The organism is Paraniabella hibiscisoli, assembly GCF_022512515.1.
Classification (GTDB): domain Bacteria; phylum Bacteroidota; class Bacteroidia; order Chitinophagales; family Chitinophagaceae; genus Niabella; species Niabella hibiscisoli.
This window is the reverse complement of the sequence record NZ_JAKWBK010000001.1, coordinates 2,600,520-2,617,108: the sequence shown is the minus strand read 5'-3', so window position 1 is coordinate 2,617,108 and position 16,589 is coordinate 2,600,520. Positions and strand designations below refer to the sequence as shown.

16 protein-coding genes and 3 pseudogenes are annotated in these 16,589 nt (G+C 43.5%); all 19 read right to left on the bottom strand.

The genetic code is table 11. From position 1 onward, the window contains the following. Nucleotides 1-168 precede the first annotated feature (168 nt). Nucleotides 169-1,275, bottom strand: a complete 1,107-nt coding sequence (locus tag MKP07_RS16565) for a sensor histidine kinase (protein WP_240848169.1) — start codon at nt 1,273-1,275, stop codon at nt 169-171. 106 nt (nt 1,276-1,381) lie between these two features. After that, nucleotides 1,382-1,564, bottom strand: coding sequence for a hypothetical protein (locus MKP07_RS16555; protein ID WP_240848168.1), 183 nt, complete (start codon nt 1,562-1,564; stop codon nt 1,382-1,384). Between the two features lie 53 nt (nt 1,565-1,617). Further along, a complete protein-coding gene (locus tag MKP07_RS16550; protein ID WP_240848167.1) occupies nt 1,618-1,896 on the bottom strand; it encodes a hypothetical protein in 279 nt (92 codons plus the stop codon). A gap of 49 nt (nt 1,897-1,945) precedes the next feature. After that, nucleotides 1,946-2,986 (bottom strand): sensor protein KdpD, encoded by a 1,041-nt coding sequence (locus MKP07_RS16545; RefSeq protein WP_240848166.1) that lies wholly within the window; start codon nt 2,984-2,986, stop codon nt 1,946-1,948. An 82-nt stretch (nt 2,987-3,068) separates the two neighbouring features. Beyond that, nucleotides 3,069-3,877 (bottom strand): annotated as a pseudogene (locus MKP07_RS16540) (porin). Then, nucleotides 3,874-4,146: an outer membrane beta-barrel protein gene (locus MKP07_RS42635; protein ID WP_394803578.1), complete on the bottom strand. Its 273-nt coding sequence runs from the start codon at nt 4,144-4,146 to the stop codon at nt 3,874-3,876. The pseudogene MKP07_RS16540 and the gene MKP07_RS42635 overlap by 4 nt, the downstream one beginning before the upstream one ends. Before the next feature lie 13 nt (nt 4,147-4,159). Continuing rightward, nucleotides 4,160-4,729, bottom strand: coding sequence for a K(+)-transporting ATPase subunit C (locus MKP07_RS16535; protein ID WP_240848165.1), 570 nt, complete (start codon nt 4,727-4,729; stop codon nt 4,160-4,162). 21 nt (nt 4,730-4,750) lie between these two features. Beyond that, a pseudogene (gene kdpB / locus MKP07_RS16530) lies at nt 4,751-6,789 on the bottom strand (potassium-transporting ATPase subunit KdpB). 9 nt (nt 6,790-6,798) lie between these two features. Then, on the bottom strand, nt 6,799-8,499 hold the full coding sequence (kdpA, locus tag MKP07_RS16525) for a potassium-transporting ATPase subunit KdpA (protein WP_240848164.1): 1,701 nt from the start codon (nt 8,497-8,499) through the stop codon (nt 6,799-6,801). A gap of 57 nt (nt 8,500-8,556) precedes the next feature. Beyond that, nucleotides 8,557-8,634, bottom strand: coding sequence for a K(+)-transporting ATPase subunit F (gene kdpF, locus MKP07_RS42630; protein WP_394803662.1), 78 nt, complete (start codon nt 8,632-8,634; stop codon nt 8,557-8,559). 325 nt (nt 8,635-8,959) lie between these two features. Next, nucleotides 8,960-9,559 (bottom strand): GNAT family N-acetyltransferase, encoded by a 600-nt coding sequence (locus tag MKP07_RS16520; protein ID WP_240848163.1) that lies wholly within the window; start codon nt 9,557-9,559, stop codon nt 8,960-8,962. Between the two features lie 28 nt (nt 9,560-9,587). Next, complete coding sequence (locus MKP07_RS16515) at nt 9,588-9,947, bottom strand: DUF7674 family protein (protein WP_240848162.1); 360 nt, start codon at nt 9,945-9,947, stop codon at nt 9,588-9,590. A 159-nt stretch (nt 9,948-10,106) separates the two neighbouring features. Next, complete coding sequence (locus MKP07_RS41240; RefSeq protein WP_317236034.1) at nt 10,107-10,205, bottom strand: helix-turn-helix domain-containing protein; 99 nt, start codon at nt 10,203-10,205, stop codon at nt 10,107-10,109. 141 nt (nt 10,206-10,346) lie between these two features. Continuing rightward, nucleotides 10,347-11,461: pseudogene (locus tag MKP07_RS16510) on the bottom strand (sigma-54-dependent transcriptional regulator); the annotation flags it as partial. A gap of 85 nt (nt 11,462-11,546) precedes the next feature. After that, nucleotides 11,547-12,659, bottom strand: a complete 1,113-nt coding sequence (locus MKP07_RS16505) for an acyltransferase family protein (RefSeq protein WP_240848161.1) — start codon at nt 12,657-12,659, stop codon at nt 11,547-11,549. A gap of 351 nt (nt 12,660-13,010) precedes the next feature. Then, a complete protein-coding gene (locus tag MKP07_RS16500; RefSeq protein WP_240848160.1) occupies nt 13,011-13,166 on the bottom strand; it encodes a hypothetical protein in 156 nt (51 codons plus the stop codon). A 52-nt stretch (nt 13,167-13,218) separates the two neighbouring features. Beyond that, the gene (locus tag MKP07_RS16495; RefSeq protein ID WP_240848159.1) at nt 13,219-13,632 is read right to left on the bottom strand and encodes an aspartyl/asparaginyl beta-hydroxylase domain-containing protein; all 414 of its coding nucleotides are present in this window, start codon (nt 13,630-13,632) and stop codon (nt 13,219-13,221) included. 306 nt (nt 13,633-13,938) lie between these two features. Next, nucleotides 13,939-14,754 carry an endonuclease/exonuclease/phosphatase family protein gene (locus tag MKP07_RS16490; RefSeq protein WP_240848158.1) on the bottom strand — a complete coding sequence of 272 codons (816 nt, stop codon included), beginning with the start codon at nt 14,752-14,754 and terminating at the stop codon, nt 13,939-13,941. Between the two features lie 2 nt (nt 14,755-14,756). After that, nucleotides 14,757-15,974: a LamG-like jellyroll fold domain-containing protein gene (locus MKP07_RS16485; protein WP_240848157.1), complete on the bottom strand. Its 1,218-nt coding sequence runs from the start codon at nt 15,972-15,974 to the stop codon at nt 14,757-14,759. Nucleotides 15,975-16,589: the final 615 nt, after the last annotated feature.

Genomic DNA, 16,589 nt, shown 5'->3' with positions numbered 1-16,589 from the left:
AGCCGCTGGTGGTTAACAGCTATTAGTCTATAATTTAAGTAGACAAATATAAGCTGTTTTTTTATATCTCATTAAGATCTGTTAAATATTTTTTACGATAACATTGTGCTACTTGTATAGCCCCCGGTTGGCGGTTATGCAAATTCCGGGAAGATTCAAGGACGGTGGCTACTCAGCTCTATTCAGTGTAAAGGAAAAGCAGCTTCCTGCACCTAACACACTTCCCACCGATAGCGAACCACCCTGCGCTTCAACAAATTCCCTGGCAATAGTAAGGCCCAGTCCGGTTCCACCTCCTTTTTCGTTGGGCATGCGAAAGTAGCGGTCGAATATTTTTTCCAAAAATTGCGGCGCGATTCCGGGTCCATTATCCTTCACCGAGAAGACCACCTGGTGCTCTTTTTGCTCAATCCCCAACTGGATCACATCATTACTATGCGTATAACGAATGGCATTGGATAACAGGTTAGTTAACACCCATGCCGACTTGTCTTTATCCGCCATAACAGTTAGCGATCCCCTGTCAGCGGAAACTTGTATACGAACCTGATTTTGATCGGCCGCTACTTTGGTTGCCTGTAAGGCATAATGAATGATCTCATCTACCGGCGTTGCGACCATGGTCAGCTGTATCATGCCACTTTCAGCCTGCGTTATATTAAGCAATTCGCCGGTTATTTTAAGCAACCTTCCGGCATCTTCGCTGATGCCTTCCAGCAGCGACAATTGCTCTTTATTAAGAGTTCCCACCTGTTCATTACCTAAGAGCTGGAGGCCCATTTTTATGGAAGCGATTGGCGTTTTCAGTTCGTGGGATACTGTTGCTATAAAATTAGTTTTCGCTATATCCAGTTCCTTAAAAGGAGTAATGTTTTTCAAAATAATTACCTGCCCTATAAACTGCGCATCTGTTTCACCTGTAGGTGTGATATTGATATCAACAATCTCCTTCTCAAAATAACTTTCTTTTTGGTCCGCATAAATTTTAACGGGCAGGTGCCCATCATCTGTTACAGCGGGTTGCAGTATAGCTTGTGCCATTAATCTTACCAGGTCATTTTGCACGGCAACATCCTGGATATTTCTCCCAACCAGGTCCTCCCGCTTCAGACCGGTCAGCTTAAGGGCTTCATCATTAGCAAAAAGGACCTTTCTTTTTTCGTTAATCCCAATAACGGCATCATGCATATTATTGATCAGCGCTTCAATTCTTTTCTTTCCCTTTAATATCTTATCCAGTTTGCTATCCGAATACTCCTGCAACTTTTCGGCCATTACATTAAATGACCGGGCCAGTTCACCAAATTCATTGGCCTGATCAAAATGCAGTCGCTGGCTGTAGTTCTGATTAGCAATCTGGCGGATGCTTGCCGTTAATGTTTTAATAGTTCGCTATACTGGACGGCAAATTGATGAGCAAAACAAAAGCGATAATAAAACAAAGCGTACCTACTACAGAGATCACTACAATCGCTTTTTCAGACGTAGCAGTTGCCAATTTACTTTTTTGCTCTATGGCTTCCATATTCAACCGCATCAGCTCTGAAATATCTTTCCTGATCAAAGCCTTTACAGATTCTTCACCCCGATCATTTTGCAGTTGCCTGAAATGTTCTGCTACACGTTGTGTTGTTTCTTTTCTCCCGGCTCGGTTACATTCTTTTGCTGATCCTGCAGGTTACGGCTAAACGCTACCAAAGCCGTAGTATCTGTGCTCACATCATCGAGTGCAAGCAACATGTTACGTCCATACTCCAGTGTGTTGTAGTTGGCTTTTAATATATTCGTAGTATCCGCCTTCAGCTGGTATACATATCCCCCGCTAATAAGCGAGAGCAATAAGATCATCAAAAATAATAGCCCTATGCCTATTGTTAACCTGGCTTTAATTTTCATCCGTTTTCGTTTTATTTTCCCCCTGGGGTGAAACAAGCATACACTTATGCTATGATAAAATTACAAGATCGATATTGTTGCTGGACAACTTATTTAACAAAGCCTGGAAAGTGCCCGTAGAGAGAATAATGCCGAACAAGGAAAAATGGGGTTTCCCAATACAAACCGTTGTAATCTGCCTTTCTTCACATTGTACCATAATTGCTCTTGCCACATTGCCTGCTTCTACCCTGATGATCTCAGCGCCGAGTTCTGTAGCCAGCTTAAAATTATTGATAAGGTGCCGTTGCTTATCCAGCGCAATTCTATCGGCGCTTTCCTTAGGCGTTTGTACATATAAGAGGTACCATTTGCTATGGTAATAATTGGCCAGGCGGGCTGTTTTGCGGATCACCAGCTTCGCTGTTTTTTCGTTGGTTCCGATACAGGCCATAAAACGTTCATGCCGCAAAGCGTTCACCCTGGTCACTTCGCTTTCAACCTTATGCTCTACATGCGAAGCCACTTCCTTCAGCGCCAGTTCTCTTAACTGTAATATATGATCGCTTTTGAAAAAATTGTTGATGGCGGCTTCGATTTTAGCAGCCTCATATATCTTCCCTTCCTTTAACCGGGTTATTAATTCATCGGCGGTAAGGTCAATATTCACCACTTCATCGGCTTTGGTCAATACACTATCGGGAATACGCTCTTTCACCTCAATATTGGTGATCTCCTTTATCTCATCATTCAGACTTTCAATATGCTGAATATTTACGGCGCTGATTACGTTGATACCTGCGTCCAGAATATCCATTACATCCTGCCAGCGCTTGGCATTCTGGCTACCCTCTATGTTCGTATGCGCCAGCTCGTCTACAATCACAACCTCCGGCCGGAGGTTGATCACCGCCTGCATATCCAGCTCCTCTAATTCTTTCCCTTTATAAAAAAGCTTCCGCCGGGGAATAATAGGTAACCCATCCAGTAGGGCATGAGTTTCGGCCCTGTTATGGGTTTCCACATACCCTATCTGAACATCCACTCCATTTCTTAACAAGGCATGCGCCTCCTGTAACATCCTGTAGGTTTTACCTACACCCGCACTCATGCCAATGTAAATTTTAAACTTCCCCGTTTCGAATTACGGATCAGGTCCAGGAAATGCTGGGCAGTATGGTTACTATCTGTCATTAAAAAGCAAGAGCTATTGAGGTAGTGATAAAATAGTTGGAGGCAGACTGATCGTCTCCTTTTACAAAGATCCTATCCTTCGACGAAAAACCACGGGCTTCCAGGCGCCACATCGCATTGGGCAAAACAAGGAAGTCGTAATTGAGTGAGTATCCCCAGGTATTAAAACCATTAACTGTGTTGGTTGAAATGAGCACCCCGTTCTTATCCCGGTAATACTCTCCTCTGGCGGCAATGCTATGCCTTGGCAACGGGCTTAGCCGGATGATCATAACCGGGGTATACCAGGTATTGTAGCTGCTGCTCCCTTTGATTTTTGTTCAGCCCCAATATCGAAACCAGCAGTAATACCCAACTGCCCGGTAACCTGGAATACACCATAGAGATTATGAAAGTAACGCATCTGTTTCACACTATCCGGTTTATCATTACCGATAAAAGAGCTGCTATTAATTGTTACCCTGCTATTAGGTTTATAGGTTAATTGATGGCCGAATGCCGGGGTATTATTTCCATCAGTCCGCTGTATGCGTTGCCATCCGTTTAATACCAATCCGCTTATCAGCCATTTGCCATTATCAGTAGTGTAAGATAGTTTGGCGCCGGTTTCAAAGTAGGGAGAATTATCTGCAAAAAGACTCCTCGTCAACGTCCAGTTATCCTTACCAACGGCGCTCTCAAAACCAAGGTGGGAAGAGAGCACGCCCGCATCGACCCATATCTCTTTACGCCTGGATATTTTTATACCCGCATTAGCCTCATAGAGATTCTTCAATACACCTGGTTCTGCAGCGTAATTAGCATTCATATATACGTACCTGCTGCCAAAGCCAGGTTCGCTCTTACGTTGCGGCGCTCGTAGGCGGCTTTGACCAAACCTAAATTCAGGTTCACTTCATTATGCCGGTTATGTGAATATATGAAGGATGGCCTGTTGTGGTTCGATGGACGACCCAGATCGTACGTATAATAAGCTTCCAGGTAGCCGCTAACAGTTAATGGAGCACCAGTGCTATCATCCTGTGCGAACGCTTCTATGCCGGCCAGCAGCATGCCGGCTAATAAAATCTTTTTCATCTGCGATATCCTTTTATATTTTTCGTTTTAGGTGATCCAAGGCCAGGTTTAGCTGAAGCACATTTATCCTTTCCGTCCCAAACAATCCGAGCAGTGGTTTTTCGACATTTTGCTCTACCAGTTGGCGAAGCTCGCTTTCGGTGATTCCACGTACTGCAGCCACACGCTTAATCTGAATTTCAGTTGCCTGCACAGAAATATGTGGATCAAGCCCACTGCCGCTGGCAGTAACCAGGTCTGAGGGTATATCTGCTTTACGAACGCCGGGATTATGTGCTAAAAAAGTATCAATACGTTGTTGAACCGTTTGTAAATAATCAGGATTGGAAGGTCCCTTATTACTTCCCGCAGCGCCAGCAGCGTTGTAGTCCACTGCAGAAGGCCTCGACCAGAAATATCGATCCTCTGTAAATTTCTGTCCGATATTGGAGTAATACTTTTTACCATTGAGGTTGATCGTTTCGCCATTCCCCTTGTTGGGTGTAAGCTGGGCAAGCCCTAAAACAATCAATGTATAAATGCCACAGAAAAAAACAAGGCATACTAAAGTCAGCCTGATAGCAGGCATTATATTTTCTTTCATTTGTATAATTATTTATAATGATTAACGAATAAATAAAGCAACAAGCATATCGATCAGCTTGATACCTATAAAAGGAACAACAATACCACCCAAGCCATATACCAGCAGGTTTCTCCTTAAGAGGGCACTGGCGCCAATTGGCTTATAGGCAACACCTCTCAACGCTAATGGTATTAACATCGGTATAATGATTGCATTAAAGATTACGGCCGAAAGAATGGCTGTTTCGGGGAATGCAGGTTCATAATATTTAGCCCCTGCAATGCCGGAATTGAAGCAATAAATAAAGCAGGAACTATTGCAAAATACTTGGCTACATCATTGGCAATACTAAAAGTGGTTAATGTGCCTCTTGTCATTAACAGCTGCTTACCAATCTCCACTACTTCAATCAGTTTGGTGGGATCATTATCCAGGTCGACCATATTGCCGGCTTCTTTAGCCGCCTGCGTACCGCTATTCATTGCTACGCCCACATCGGCCTGTGCCAGTGCAGGTGCATCATTGGTACCGTCGCCCATCATTGCTACCAATCGTCCCTCTGATTGCTCCTTACGGATATAATTCATTTTATCTTCGGGCTTAGCTTCGGCAATAAAATCATCTACACCCGCTTTTTCAGCTATATACTTTGCGGTTAAAGGATTATCGCCGGTTACCATTACCGTTTTAATTCCCATTTTACGCAGCCTTTCAAAACGTTGCTGTATACCCGGCTTAATAATATCCTGCAATTCTACCACACCCATCACCTGGTTGTTCTCCGCCACTACTAATGGCGTGCCTCCGTTACCGGATATCGCTTTAACGCTTTTATCAGCCTCTTCGGGAAACCTGTTGCCCGCTTTCTCTACCAGTTTACGGATCGCATCTGAAGCACCTTTACGGATCTGGTTACCAGCATAGTTAATACCAGAACTCCTTGTTTCTGCAGTAAATTTTATATACTGCGCATCAGCGACCTGGTAAGCCTTTACATCAACACCTGCCAGTTCAATGATCGATTTACCTTCGGGCGTTTCATCAGCAACAGAGCTCAAGACAACCGCCTTTATAAATTGCTCTTTTGACACCCCCTCAACCGGATGAAAATGGGTAGCTCTCCTGTTGCCGATCGTAATGGTACCTGTTTTATCTAATAGCAGTACATCTATATCTCCGGCAGTTTCTACCGCTTTACCGCTCTTGGTAATTACATTCGCCCGCAATGCCCGGTCCATGCCCGCGATACCAATGGCTGACAATAAGCCACCGATGGTAGTCGGGATCAGGCATACAAACAGGGAAATAAAAGCGGCGATCGTAATGGGTGTTTGCGCATAGTCCCCGAAAGGCTTTAATGTCACTGTTACAATGATAAACACCAGCGTAAAGCCTGCCAGCAAAATAGTGAGCGCAATTTCATTAGGTGTTTTCTGCCGGCTTGCCCCTTCTACCAGGGCAATCATTTTATCCAGGAAGCTTTCACCTGCTTCCGTGGTTACTTTTACCTTGATCTTATCTGACAATACTTTGGTACCGCCGGTAACGCTGCTTTTATCGCCACCTGCTTCCCTGATCACAGGTGCACTTTCACCAGTGATGGCACTTTCATCGATAGTGGCCAGGCCCTCCACAATTTCTCCATCGGAGGGAATGATATCTCCGGCTTCGCAGAGAAATACATCTCCTTTTTTGAGTTGCGATGAGGAAACTACTTTTACTTCATTCACATACATTTCTCCCACCGGCTGAATCAGCCGCGCAGGCGTTTCTTCGCGGGTCTTGCGTAAACTATCGGCCTGCGCCTTGCCCCTTGCCTCCGCAATCGCTTCAGCAAAATTGGCGAACAACAAGGTGATGAACAGCACTGCGGTTACCACCAGGTTATAGACCAAACTGCCCTGGTTTTGCTCACCGGTAGCGATCCAGACACATACACCAGCCATTACCAGGGTACCCACCCATACGGTAAACATTACCGGATTGCGAAACATCTTGGCCGGGCTTAATTTGATAAAAGATTGCTTCAGGGCTTCTTTTACCAGGCCGGCCTGAAACAGTTTATTATTCGTATTCATTTTATTAACTTAATAGAGTGAAAAATATTCTGCAATAGGGCCCAACGCCAGTGCAGGAAAAAAGGATAAGGCAGCTACGATTGCGATCACCGCAAAGATCATCAAACCAAAAGTTGATGTATCTGTTTTCAATGTACCCGCACTTTCAGGCGTGTACTTTTTAGCAGCCAGGCTACCTGCAATGGCTATGGGGCCGATGATGGGGAGGTAACGAGCCAACATCATTACGATACCGCAGGCAATGTTCCAGAAAGGCGTATTGTCGCCCAGGCCTTCGAATCCACTTCCATTGTTAGCACTCGAAGAGGTAAACTCGTATAGCATTTCACTAAACCCATGATAACCAGGATTATTTAACCAGCCTGCATAAGCTTCAGGGCTACCTGCGTATAAATGACTGGCAATAGCGGTGCCGGCGAGTATGAACAGTGGGTGAAGCAAGGCTATGATCATGGCTATTTTCATTTCTCTTGCTTCAATTTTCTTACCCATAAATTCGGGTGTACGTCCCACCATTAATCCGCTTATAAATACGGCCAGTATAATAAAGATGTAAAAATTCATCAGCCCTACACCTACACCACCATAGAAACAATTGACCATCATGCCCAGCAGTTGGTTCATACCACTTAACGGCATAAAACTGTCATGCATGGAGTTGATGCTACCGGTAGATATTACAGTAGTGGCAATGCTCCAGTAAGCCGAAGCCACCGGCCCGAAACGCACTTCTTTTCCTTCCATATTACCGAATGGCTGCGAAATGCCCATGCGGCTTATAGCAGGGTTACCGCTAACTTCGTTGACAATAGTTGGAATGACCAGGATCAGGAAGCCAATGGTCATCACCCCATAGATCATACGGGCAAACCTCCTTCTCTTTAGTATATAACCTAAGGCAAAGATCAGGGCTACAGGAATGATCATTTGAGCCACCATCTCAATGATGTTTGTCATATAATTGGGATTCTCAAGCGGGTGTGCAGAATTAGGTCCGAAAAAACCTCCTCCATTGGTGCCGAGGTGCTTAACCGGTACAAAAGCAGCTACCGGGCCGCGACTTACCTGTATGGTATCTCCCTGCACACTGGTGATGGTATCCTTACCTTCAAAAGTCATAGGGGTACCGTTCAACAACAATAGAACGGCGGTAACTAATGCTATGGGAAAAAGAATGCGGGTACAGGTACGAACAAAGAAAAAATAAGCGTTACCCAGCTGTGTCGTAGTACGCTCTTTCATTGCAGTAAATAATACAGACGCGATAGAAATACCACTTGCCGCGCTGATAAACTGGAACAACATCAGTATCAATTGTCCTAAATAAGACATACCGGTTTCACCGGAATAATGTTGCAGGTTAGTATTACAAATAAAGCTGGTAACAGTGTTAAAGGCCAGGTCGGCACCCATTGAAGGATTCCCGTCCGGGTTTAATGGCAACCAGCTCATGTTCATTAAAACGAACATGCCTAATATAAACCATACCAGGTTAATGGTTAACAAGGAAAGCAGGTGTTGCTTCCAGGTCATTGGCCTGGTTGGGTCAACACCCGACATCTTATAAAATACCCGGTCGATTGGATTGAACAATCGATCGGGCCATGTAGATTCATTGCTAAAGACTCTCCCGATGTATCTGCCCAATGGGATTGCGAGTAGTATCACCAGTGCATACATCAGGATCACTCCGGAAATTTCTGTATTCATTTTGATTAATTGATAATTAGTGGTTGACTATACACCAACAGGTATCCTGTCAGCTTCTTAAAATTTTTCTGGTTTGATCAGCACATAGCAGATATAAACAAATACAGCAATGGCTATAATAAATAAGAGGATCATATTTTTTCAAAGTATTTAATGAAAGCAAAGAACAATGCGAACAGGATCAGTCCTGCAATGATTAAAACAGCTGTCATAGTGTATTATTTAGGAATTGAGGTTTTAAGATGTGGTTGAAAAATGCCTCCAGGGGCTTTCTGATAAAATGTTGGTTGCTGCGATACATTTTTGTAAAATTTTATATGCCAACCTAAAACAATTCATATTCCAGTATTAAAAAAACGGTACAAAAAATTGATTAACAGCACAATAAATAAAACCAAGCCAATTCACTCTATTAAAAAACCCTTTCGTTTTGAAAGGGCTTTTATCATTTCGATAAGGTTCAGAAATGGGCATCAACAGAGGTCAGCATAGAGGTTTTGTTCTCCAACCGAAAACTATCGTCATTATGAGGATCGAACATCATAGCGGTGCAGAAACAGTTTTTGAATCCAGCTTTGCACAGGTCTTTATAATGCACACAGCTTTTGCATTTATCCCAAAATGCTGCATCCTGCACAATCTCAGAAAAGGTAACCGGCTGTAAACCCAGTTTGGAGTTAATACGCATAGTTGCGAGCGTAGTGGTAATACCAAATATCCTGGCTTCGGGAAATCTGGTTCTTGACAGTTCAAATATTTTTTCTTTGAGCCGGGTGGCAATGCCCATCCTCCTGAATAGAGGTGCAACAATCAAACCGCAGTGCGATACGTAATCGCCATTGCTCCATGTATCCATATAAATGAAACCCACCCATTCGTTTGTTGGCGTTACTGCTATAACAGCCTTTTCATCCAACATCTTTTCATGTATGTAAGCTTCGCTTCGTTTAGCAATACCACTACCTCTTGCTTTAGCTGATGATTCTATCTCCGCTATAATAGCGGATGCAAAATGCAGGTCACCTTTTGTTGCAGACCTGACAATGACGACATCGTCCATATTTATATATTTTTAAAATGAAAACTTTCTAAAAAGCACTTTTATATACCTGCCGGTAATAGGCGGTGAATACCTGAATGGGTAGCTTACTCATGATCTGATTACGTTCTGCTACCGAGCAGGAAGTGGTTATAAGATCTAAGGAGAATATAAAAACGGTTTCTACTGCGTTCTTTACTGCCACATCTCCTTTTTCATAGATTTTGCCTATTACCCGAAGGCATTTTTCGGTCATGGTTAAATTGTGTGCCTCTACCAGCCCTTTAAAATGCCTGGAGAATATCCTGATGGTTTTAAAAGGATTTTTTGTTTTCATAGCCTGGCAGATCTCCCCGGCGGAACCGGGCACTATCATAGCTATTTCGTCGGCTGCTTCATACTGATTCATATTTTTATCGATTGGTTCAATACCAATTGACCAATTATATGCCGTGTATTTTAAAATAGCGTTGTTGATTGACTATCAACAAAATCAATATGAGCTCAATTGTGGTTTATTACAAAAGCATCCTGTTTTGAAAGTAGCCTTACTATCGTTTCGATAGTGTTATTTGATCTGGTATTCATCCAGCTTGCGATACAAGGTAGTAAGCGCAATATTTAAAAGCCGGGCGGCTTCTGTTTTATTACCATTGGCATAATTCATCACTTTACGGATATGCAATTGTTCAGCAGCGGCAAGCTCAAATGCGGATAATGATCTCTTTCCATCTACTGTGGCAGGGATAGCAGATGCCTGGAACTCAGCCGGCAGGCTGTCTGCATCCAGCTCATTGCCATCTGTTAGTATTACACTTCTTTCTATCACATTTCTCAGCTCACGTATATTCCCCTTCCAGCCATGTTGTTTTAAAGCGGTAATATAAGCGGCAGACATAGACAATATCTTTTTGCCGATCTTCCTGGCAAACATCTGCAGGAAGAACTGTGCCAGCTGCTCTATATCTGTTACACGCTCCCGCAGCGCAGGCAATGCAATATTGAATACAGCGATACGATAGAACAGATCTTCCCTGAACCTGCCCGCTTCAATTTCTTTTTGCAGATCGCGATTGGTAGCTGCAATCACCCGCACATTGATCTTTGTAGTTTTACTATCGCCTACTTTCAAAAATTCTCCGGATTCTAATACCCTGAGCAGTTTAGCCTGCAGGTCTAAAGGCATTTCGCCTATTTCATCCAGGAACACCGTTCCGTTGTTGGCTTCTTCAAAAATACCCTTGGTATCTTTGATAGCGCCTGTAAAAGCACCGCTTTGTGGCCGAACAATTCGTTCTCCAATAATTCTTTGCTAAACGCAGAACAGTTAACAGCGATGAAAGGAAATTTCAGACGTGTACTGCCGTTATGAATGGCCTGGGCAAAAACCTCCTTCCCCGTACCCGTTTCGCCGGTAAGCAATACCGTAGCATCAGTAACAGCCACCTTACGGGCCGCGTCCACGGCGGCTAGTATCGGCTTGGACTGCCCGTAAATCGTGTCGAAAGAATATTTCTTTTCCAGTTGTTTTTCCAGTTGCAATACCCTTTTGGTTAAAGCCACTTTATCTGCGGCCCTGCTCAGCATGGGCAATATCTTGTTATTATCGTCTCCTTTGGTAATATAGTCAAATGCCCCGTTCTTAATGGCTTGTACGCCATCCGGGATATTTCCATAAGCTGTCAGCAGTATCACTTCAACGGTCTTATATTTTTCTTTGATGGTTTGCACCAGCTCCACACCGTTAGCATCCGGCAGCTTCACATCGCTGATCACGATATCAACAGGATCCGTTTCCAGCTTCTTTAAAGCCGTTTTGGCATTGGGAGCCTGCAGCACTTCAAAACCTTCAATACTTATAATTCGGGCTAAAAGCGTGCGAAGTTTCTCTTCGTCGTCTATGATCAATATTTTACTGGACATAATAGAGAGCACAAATATAGTTCAGGAACCAATGGCGATGTTGCAAGTTCAGGCAAAGTTTATAAAACACCCCTTAGCACCTCTCCTATCCCCATTTCTTCCTTAGCCATTTGCGAACCGGCTCATCATACCATTTTAAGCTGGCGTAAGCAAGAATAACACTGCCCACTAAGATCAGTATGGCATAAGGCCAGGCTTGCTCAATAGTGGTGCCTTTATTATCATTGATCCAGGCTACATAAAAATAGACGATCGGATAATGCACCAGGTAAAGGGGATAGGATATATCGCCCAGGAATTTGCATATCTTGTTTTCAGTTTTGCTGTGTAGAACACCACTGGCACCCATATAAACAATCAGCGGAAAAATAACGATAATACATACCGACTCATAAATACCATTCATCCAAAGATTATCGGCGCCACCAATACGCGGCATATACAATACCAACGCAACCAGCAGGCTGCACCATAAAAACGCATGTTTAATACGCGTGGGCTTAGCTACCCTTGATAGCAGCAAGCCCGCAAAGAAAGGGTATATCGTGCGCGTAATACCAATACGCATGTGTTCGCCATTCAATGTCCAGCCACCACTCAAATCCCCGTTAGGACTGGTGATTGCCAGATGCGCGAGCGCGGCAGCAGCGATCAGAAGCAAGATGCTTAAAGCCGTATTGGAGAACTTCCTGATACCGATAGCATAGAGGATATTAGCAATATACTCGAAGAACAATGACCAGCCTACGCTATTCAGCGGGTGCATTTCCTGCCATCCCCTGATATCCATCGATAAAGGAATAGGTAGGATAGTGTAACCGATCAGCATCACCACTAACATTTTCCATAGAGGAACATTATGAATGTCGGGCCAGATCGATGAATCGGTAAAATAGAACCCTATCGCGCCCAATGTCATCCCCAATACTACCATGGGTTGAAGCCGTTCAACACGTCGTTTCAGGAAAGAGCCAATGGTCATTTTATTCCAACGGTCGTCATAAGCATAGCCAATGACAAAACCAGATAACAAAAAGAAAAAGTCCACAGCCAGGTATCCATGGTTCACCAGGATATCGAGGTGGCTCGTTCCTAGTGGCTCAGCCAGGTGAAAAGTTACCACAATCATGGCCGCAACACCGCGTAAACCATCAAGTATAGGATAATGCGGCTTTGTAGAAAGGCTGTTATAATTCATTTGATCTTGCGATATAATACTTAGGGTTGAATATTAAAATGATTGAACAGATACAGCATTCGTTTTATGATCGTTTCTCAATCATTTTAATGAAAGGGTGAAAATAGGCAGATCACTCATTACACCTTGATCAAATCGTACCATAATAAGGTCAGATCGTCTCATTTTTATGGGTAAGTAAGCGGTCATCCGGTTGAAGCACCGCTTAAATTAAATGAGAACCGCATCTCTAATTGCGATCAATGGGGTGCGCGCGCGGGATAGGTTTTATTTGAATACTTATCGACTGACGCGATACACTATTGTTGAAAATAAAAGAAGAAATAGGCTGCCCCAATTTATGGATAAGGTTTATAAAGTGCCAAGCTCCCGTTGCATTTGGTTGGCGAGTTGCGTTGCAGTGGGTATATTTTGTAACCGCAATGCTTCAATGATTTGTTTTTGTTTTTCAACATCAACTATATCGGCTTTTGTATGTTTAACCGCAAGGCTGAAAAGTTCGCGCAACCAATCGTTTACAACGCAATCAATTACCAGGTGCACCCGGTCCGTATTCCCGTTATTGCTTACCTGGTGTGAGGTTGGCGTTGATGTACCAACATTCTCCCGGTTGCATATTCAGGCGATTATCCTCCACAGAGAAAGTAACATCGGGATTGGTGATTATTGGAAAGTGGAGTCGCGCTTCGCCGATTTCAAATGCCAGTTCATGATCGCGGTGGGGCTTAACACTGGCGCCCACTTTTAAATTCAAAAAGCGAACCGACTGCACCAGACAGCCGAAAGAACGGAGCAATGATCCAACAGATGGGAAATATTGCATATGTGCTGTATCAGCATAGCTTTGCTCACCCATAAGATCCGGGACAATAGGATCCTTTCCGCCTGGTGTCCGCAAGGGCAATACAGTCCATTCGCGCCGGTAATGTGAGGTATTGAAATGTGCCTTCCAGCCGGATGAATAGCCGGTCACGAAGGAGGCATAAGCGGTATTTGGGCAAACAGATCATTCGAACGAATTTAATGCTTTTTCAGTAGAAGGAGGATGGCCGGGTATCAGAGTTGCCTTATTACCTGTATGCTGTGGCCTATGCGCCCAATCAGAGATGCCTTTCGTTAGGATATACCGACAGATCGGCTTGTTTAGTTCTCCATCAACAGATACCGTTAAATTGATCCTGTCTTTGGGCTCCCTTCTATTCTGCGTGATGGCGCCAGATTAAGGCATATGCTGAAGTCTTCACAGATGTTTACTTGTCATTTTAAACAACTTCAAGAACTAGGGAGATAGAATCTCATAAGTGGAAATTACTGCCGCATGATCCGAAGGCCAGATATCATCTATATCGGGAGTCGTTCTTACAATTTTTGAAGCAAGGCATTTAATATATTTCCCCTTGTGATACAAAAAATCAATTCGGCAATTCGGCAACTGGCCATATATAGGCGACCAGGAGCCTTCAGGTCGCATTACTTCATCGGGATGCACTTCGCGAAAACCATCTTTATATCCCTCATCTAATAAGTAGCGAGAAACCGGAAACGCAACCGGACCGTATCCTGCGTGCAAAGGGGCCGCTTCCTTAGTCCAGTCCAGGTGGCTGCACGAATTAAAATCGCCCCCGATAATTACGGCCGTTTCATCATCCTTTACAAAAGGCTTTGTATCCTTTTCAATGATATTCCTGATATCTGCCAATGCATTCAGCGAATCCTGCACGATCCACTCATCCGGATTCAATCCTGTATTCCGATAAAGGGAAGTATACTCAGGGTTGGTGCTATATCGAAGCCAGGAGGAATTGACCAGCACTTCTTTCCCGCCAGGTAAGGTGATCATAACCGGGTTAGAATTAAACGGTTTCTTTGAGCGTGGAAGAGGGTTTATTTTATACCGGCTGAACACCGCCAGGTTATCTTTAGGGCCGGGCGTATACAAGAAATAACCCAGCGAATCGGCTATGCGCTGCTGAGCGCCGTAAGCTTCCTGCATTGTAATAATATCTGCGTTGCTTGCCTTCAATATTTCGATGACTTTATCTACTCCATTATTACCCAAATGAACCCCGCCATGCCATATATTCCACTGAAACACTTTTAGTATTGCCGGGCTTTTTTGCTGCTAGGGGTTACCTGCGGAACAATGATATCATTTGTTTGTTCCGGAGTATAATCAACCTTATTTATGCGAAATGATGGTACGGTTATTTTTATTTGCCCACCGGGAACCGCATCTCCTGAAATATCAACCGCTACAATAAAATAGTTAATGCCTGGTGATAAAAAAACCGGCTTTCCTGCGCCGGAGAAATTTAATAATGTACCTGTTGGAATACCGTTTCCCGACAGTTCTTTCCTTATGGTTGATGTGGCGGTTTGGCCGGCATAATACACCTGTACGCGTTCGATATCAGACAAATGGCTTACTCCTGAAAGATCCAGTTTTAATTCGCTAAGCCGTAAAGGCTTTTGCTGGCCGGTAATAGCTATCCGCAGTTTAAGTACCTGGAATCCTTTATGTCCCTGTTCACAATCCCACTCGTTATGAATAACGGTAGCATTCAATAATTGCTGAGGCTCCTTTCGACCGGAAAACTTTGTATTATTACTAACCATTGTATATGCCAGGGGAGCCGACGCTTTATAATTGCCTCTTCCATTTCTGAGATGATAGGGCTGCCAGCCTTTTCCTACCCAGTTTGCTCCAACACCATTTGTAAGATCATCAAAATTATAGTATGCCACCAGATCGTTTATATGAGGATGGGCGGATGTAAGCGTGCGATTCATCCAGTGCTTTAGCTCATGCTGCGATATAGCCCGCTTCCATATTCTCACTTCATCCATTAAGCCATCAAATGTCATTGATTCCTTTTCGTGCCCACCCAGCACACCAGGCAGAATGGAGAATCTTATTTGGTTCCGCGCTACTTCTGATCCATCCAGATAAAGTAAGGTGACAGTATCGTTGCAGGATAGGGCCACGTGGTGCCAGTTATTATCCAAAATAACTGGAGACCATAATCCGGCATGAGCATTTCCAACTGCCCCGTTTTTGATAGCCAAAGGTAAATTATCGGCAATGTTCAGGCTACTGTATTCGCCGCCGCCGAAAATAGCCTCCAGGCTTTTCCATGAAGTATCATTTCCTTTAATCCATGCCTCCAGTGTCCAGGAAGGTTGGATAACACCGATACCCGTGCAAACCCTATTATCCCGACCATCGAGACATAATGCCTGGTTATTGTGGCCAGCCTGGGAAAATAGTGGCAATCCTATTACCAGGGAAATAACAACAGTAATAATATACTTCATAATATCGGCCTTATCTACTAAAATAAGCTCGAACCTTGATACAATCATTCATAAAAATATCCTTCATAAAGATATTTTGAATGAACATTCAATTAATTAACATACTTGTTATTGCGCAAACGTTTGCACATAGAACCAATCGCTTTTACATGTCATAAAATGTTTTATTCGTCTCACCCAACCTTAACAACCAGCCTGTGCTTCAAACGAAGTGCAAATTGCTTCTGTTTTGTTGCAAGAACCAAGGGCATCCATACCCGATTGTTTTTTCCAGGAAGTGATTGCTAAAAAAGATTCTGGAACATTTAAAGGAAAGCAGTTCATCCCTCTTTATGAAACCCATCTTTAAAATAAAAGCTGATGTCTTCGGCAAAACAAGCCGTTTGACTTAAATGTAATTACGTCCTAAAGCTTAATATTTTATTTATGTTTAGTCAACAAAAAGTTACTCAACACAAGAAACACTATTTACTCTATCCATATTATCTTGTCAGGTTAAAAGGCAGTGTTGTTCCATGGTAATTCCCGGTGACGTTTAAGCGATAAAAGCAAATGCATTATCGTTAGTATAAACTGAAAAACCTATCTACTAATAATAAAAAAGCGCATCTGCGA

What these genes read in the sequence shown, in the direction of transcription:
- MKP07_RS16550 (WP_240848167.1), bottom strand. Translation starts at nt 1,896, where the DNA reads ATGAAAATTAAAGCCAGGTTAACAATAGGCATAGGGCTATTATTTTTG.
- kdpA (WP_240848164.1), bottom strand. Translation starts at nt 8,499, where the DNA reads ATGAATACAGAAATTTCCGGAGTGATCCTGATGTATGCACTGGTGATA.
- MKP07_RS16485 (WP_240848157.1), bottom strand. Translation starts at nt 15,974, where the DNA reads ATGAAGTATATTATTACTGTTGTTATTTCCCTGGTAATAGGATTGCCA.
- MKP07_RS42635 (WP_394803578.1), bottom strand. Translation starts at nt 4,146, where the DNA reads ATGAAAAAGATTTTATTAGCCGGCATGCTGCTGGCCGGCATAGAAGCG.
- MKP07_RS16520 (WP_240848163.1), bottom strand. Translation starts at nt 9,559, where the DNA reads ATGGACGATGTCGTCATTGTCAGGTCTGCAACAAAAGGTGACCTGCAT.
- kdpF (WP_394803662.1), bottom strand. Translation starts at nt 8,634, where the DNA reads ATGATCCTCTTATTTATTATAGCCATTGCTGTATTTGTTTATATCTGC.
- MKP07_RS41240 (WP_317236034.1), bottom strand. Translation starts at nt 10,205, where the DNA reads ATGAATTATGCCAATGGTAATAAAACAGAAGCCGCCCGGCTTTTAAAT.
- MKP07_RS16505 (WP_240848161.1), bottom strand. Translation starts at nt 12,659, where the DNA reads ATGAATTATAACAGCCTTTCTACAAAGCCGCATTATCCTATACTTGAT.
- MKP07_RS16515 (WP_240848162.1), bottom strand. Translation starts at nt 9,947, where the DNA reads ATGAATCAGTATGAAGCAGCCGACGAAATAGCTATGATAGTGCCCGGT.
- MKP07_RS16565 (WP_240848169.1), bottom strand. Translation starts at nt 1,275, where the DNA reads ATGGCCGAAAAGTTGCAGGAGTATTCGGATAGCAAACTGGATAAGATA.
- MKP07_RS16545 (WP_240848166.1), bottom strand. Translation starts at nt 2,986, where the DNA reads ATGAGTGCGGGTGTAGGTAAAACCTACAGGATGTTACAGGAGGCGCAT.
- MKP07_RS16535 (WP_240848165.1), bottom strand. Translation starts at nt 4,729, where the DNA reads ATGAAAGAAAATATAATGCCTGCTATCAGGCTGACTTTAGTATGCCTT.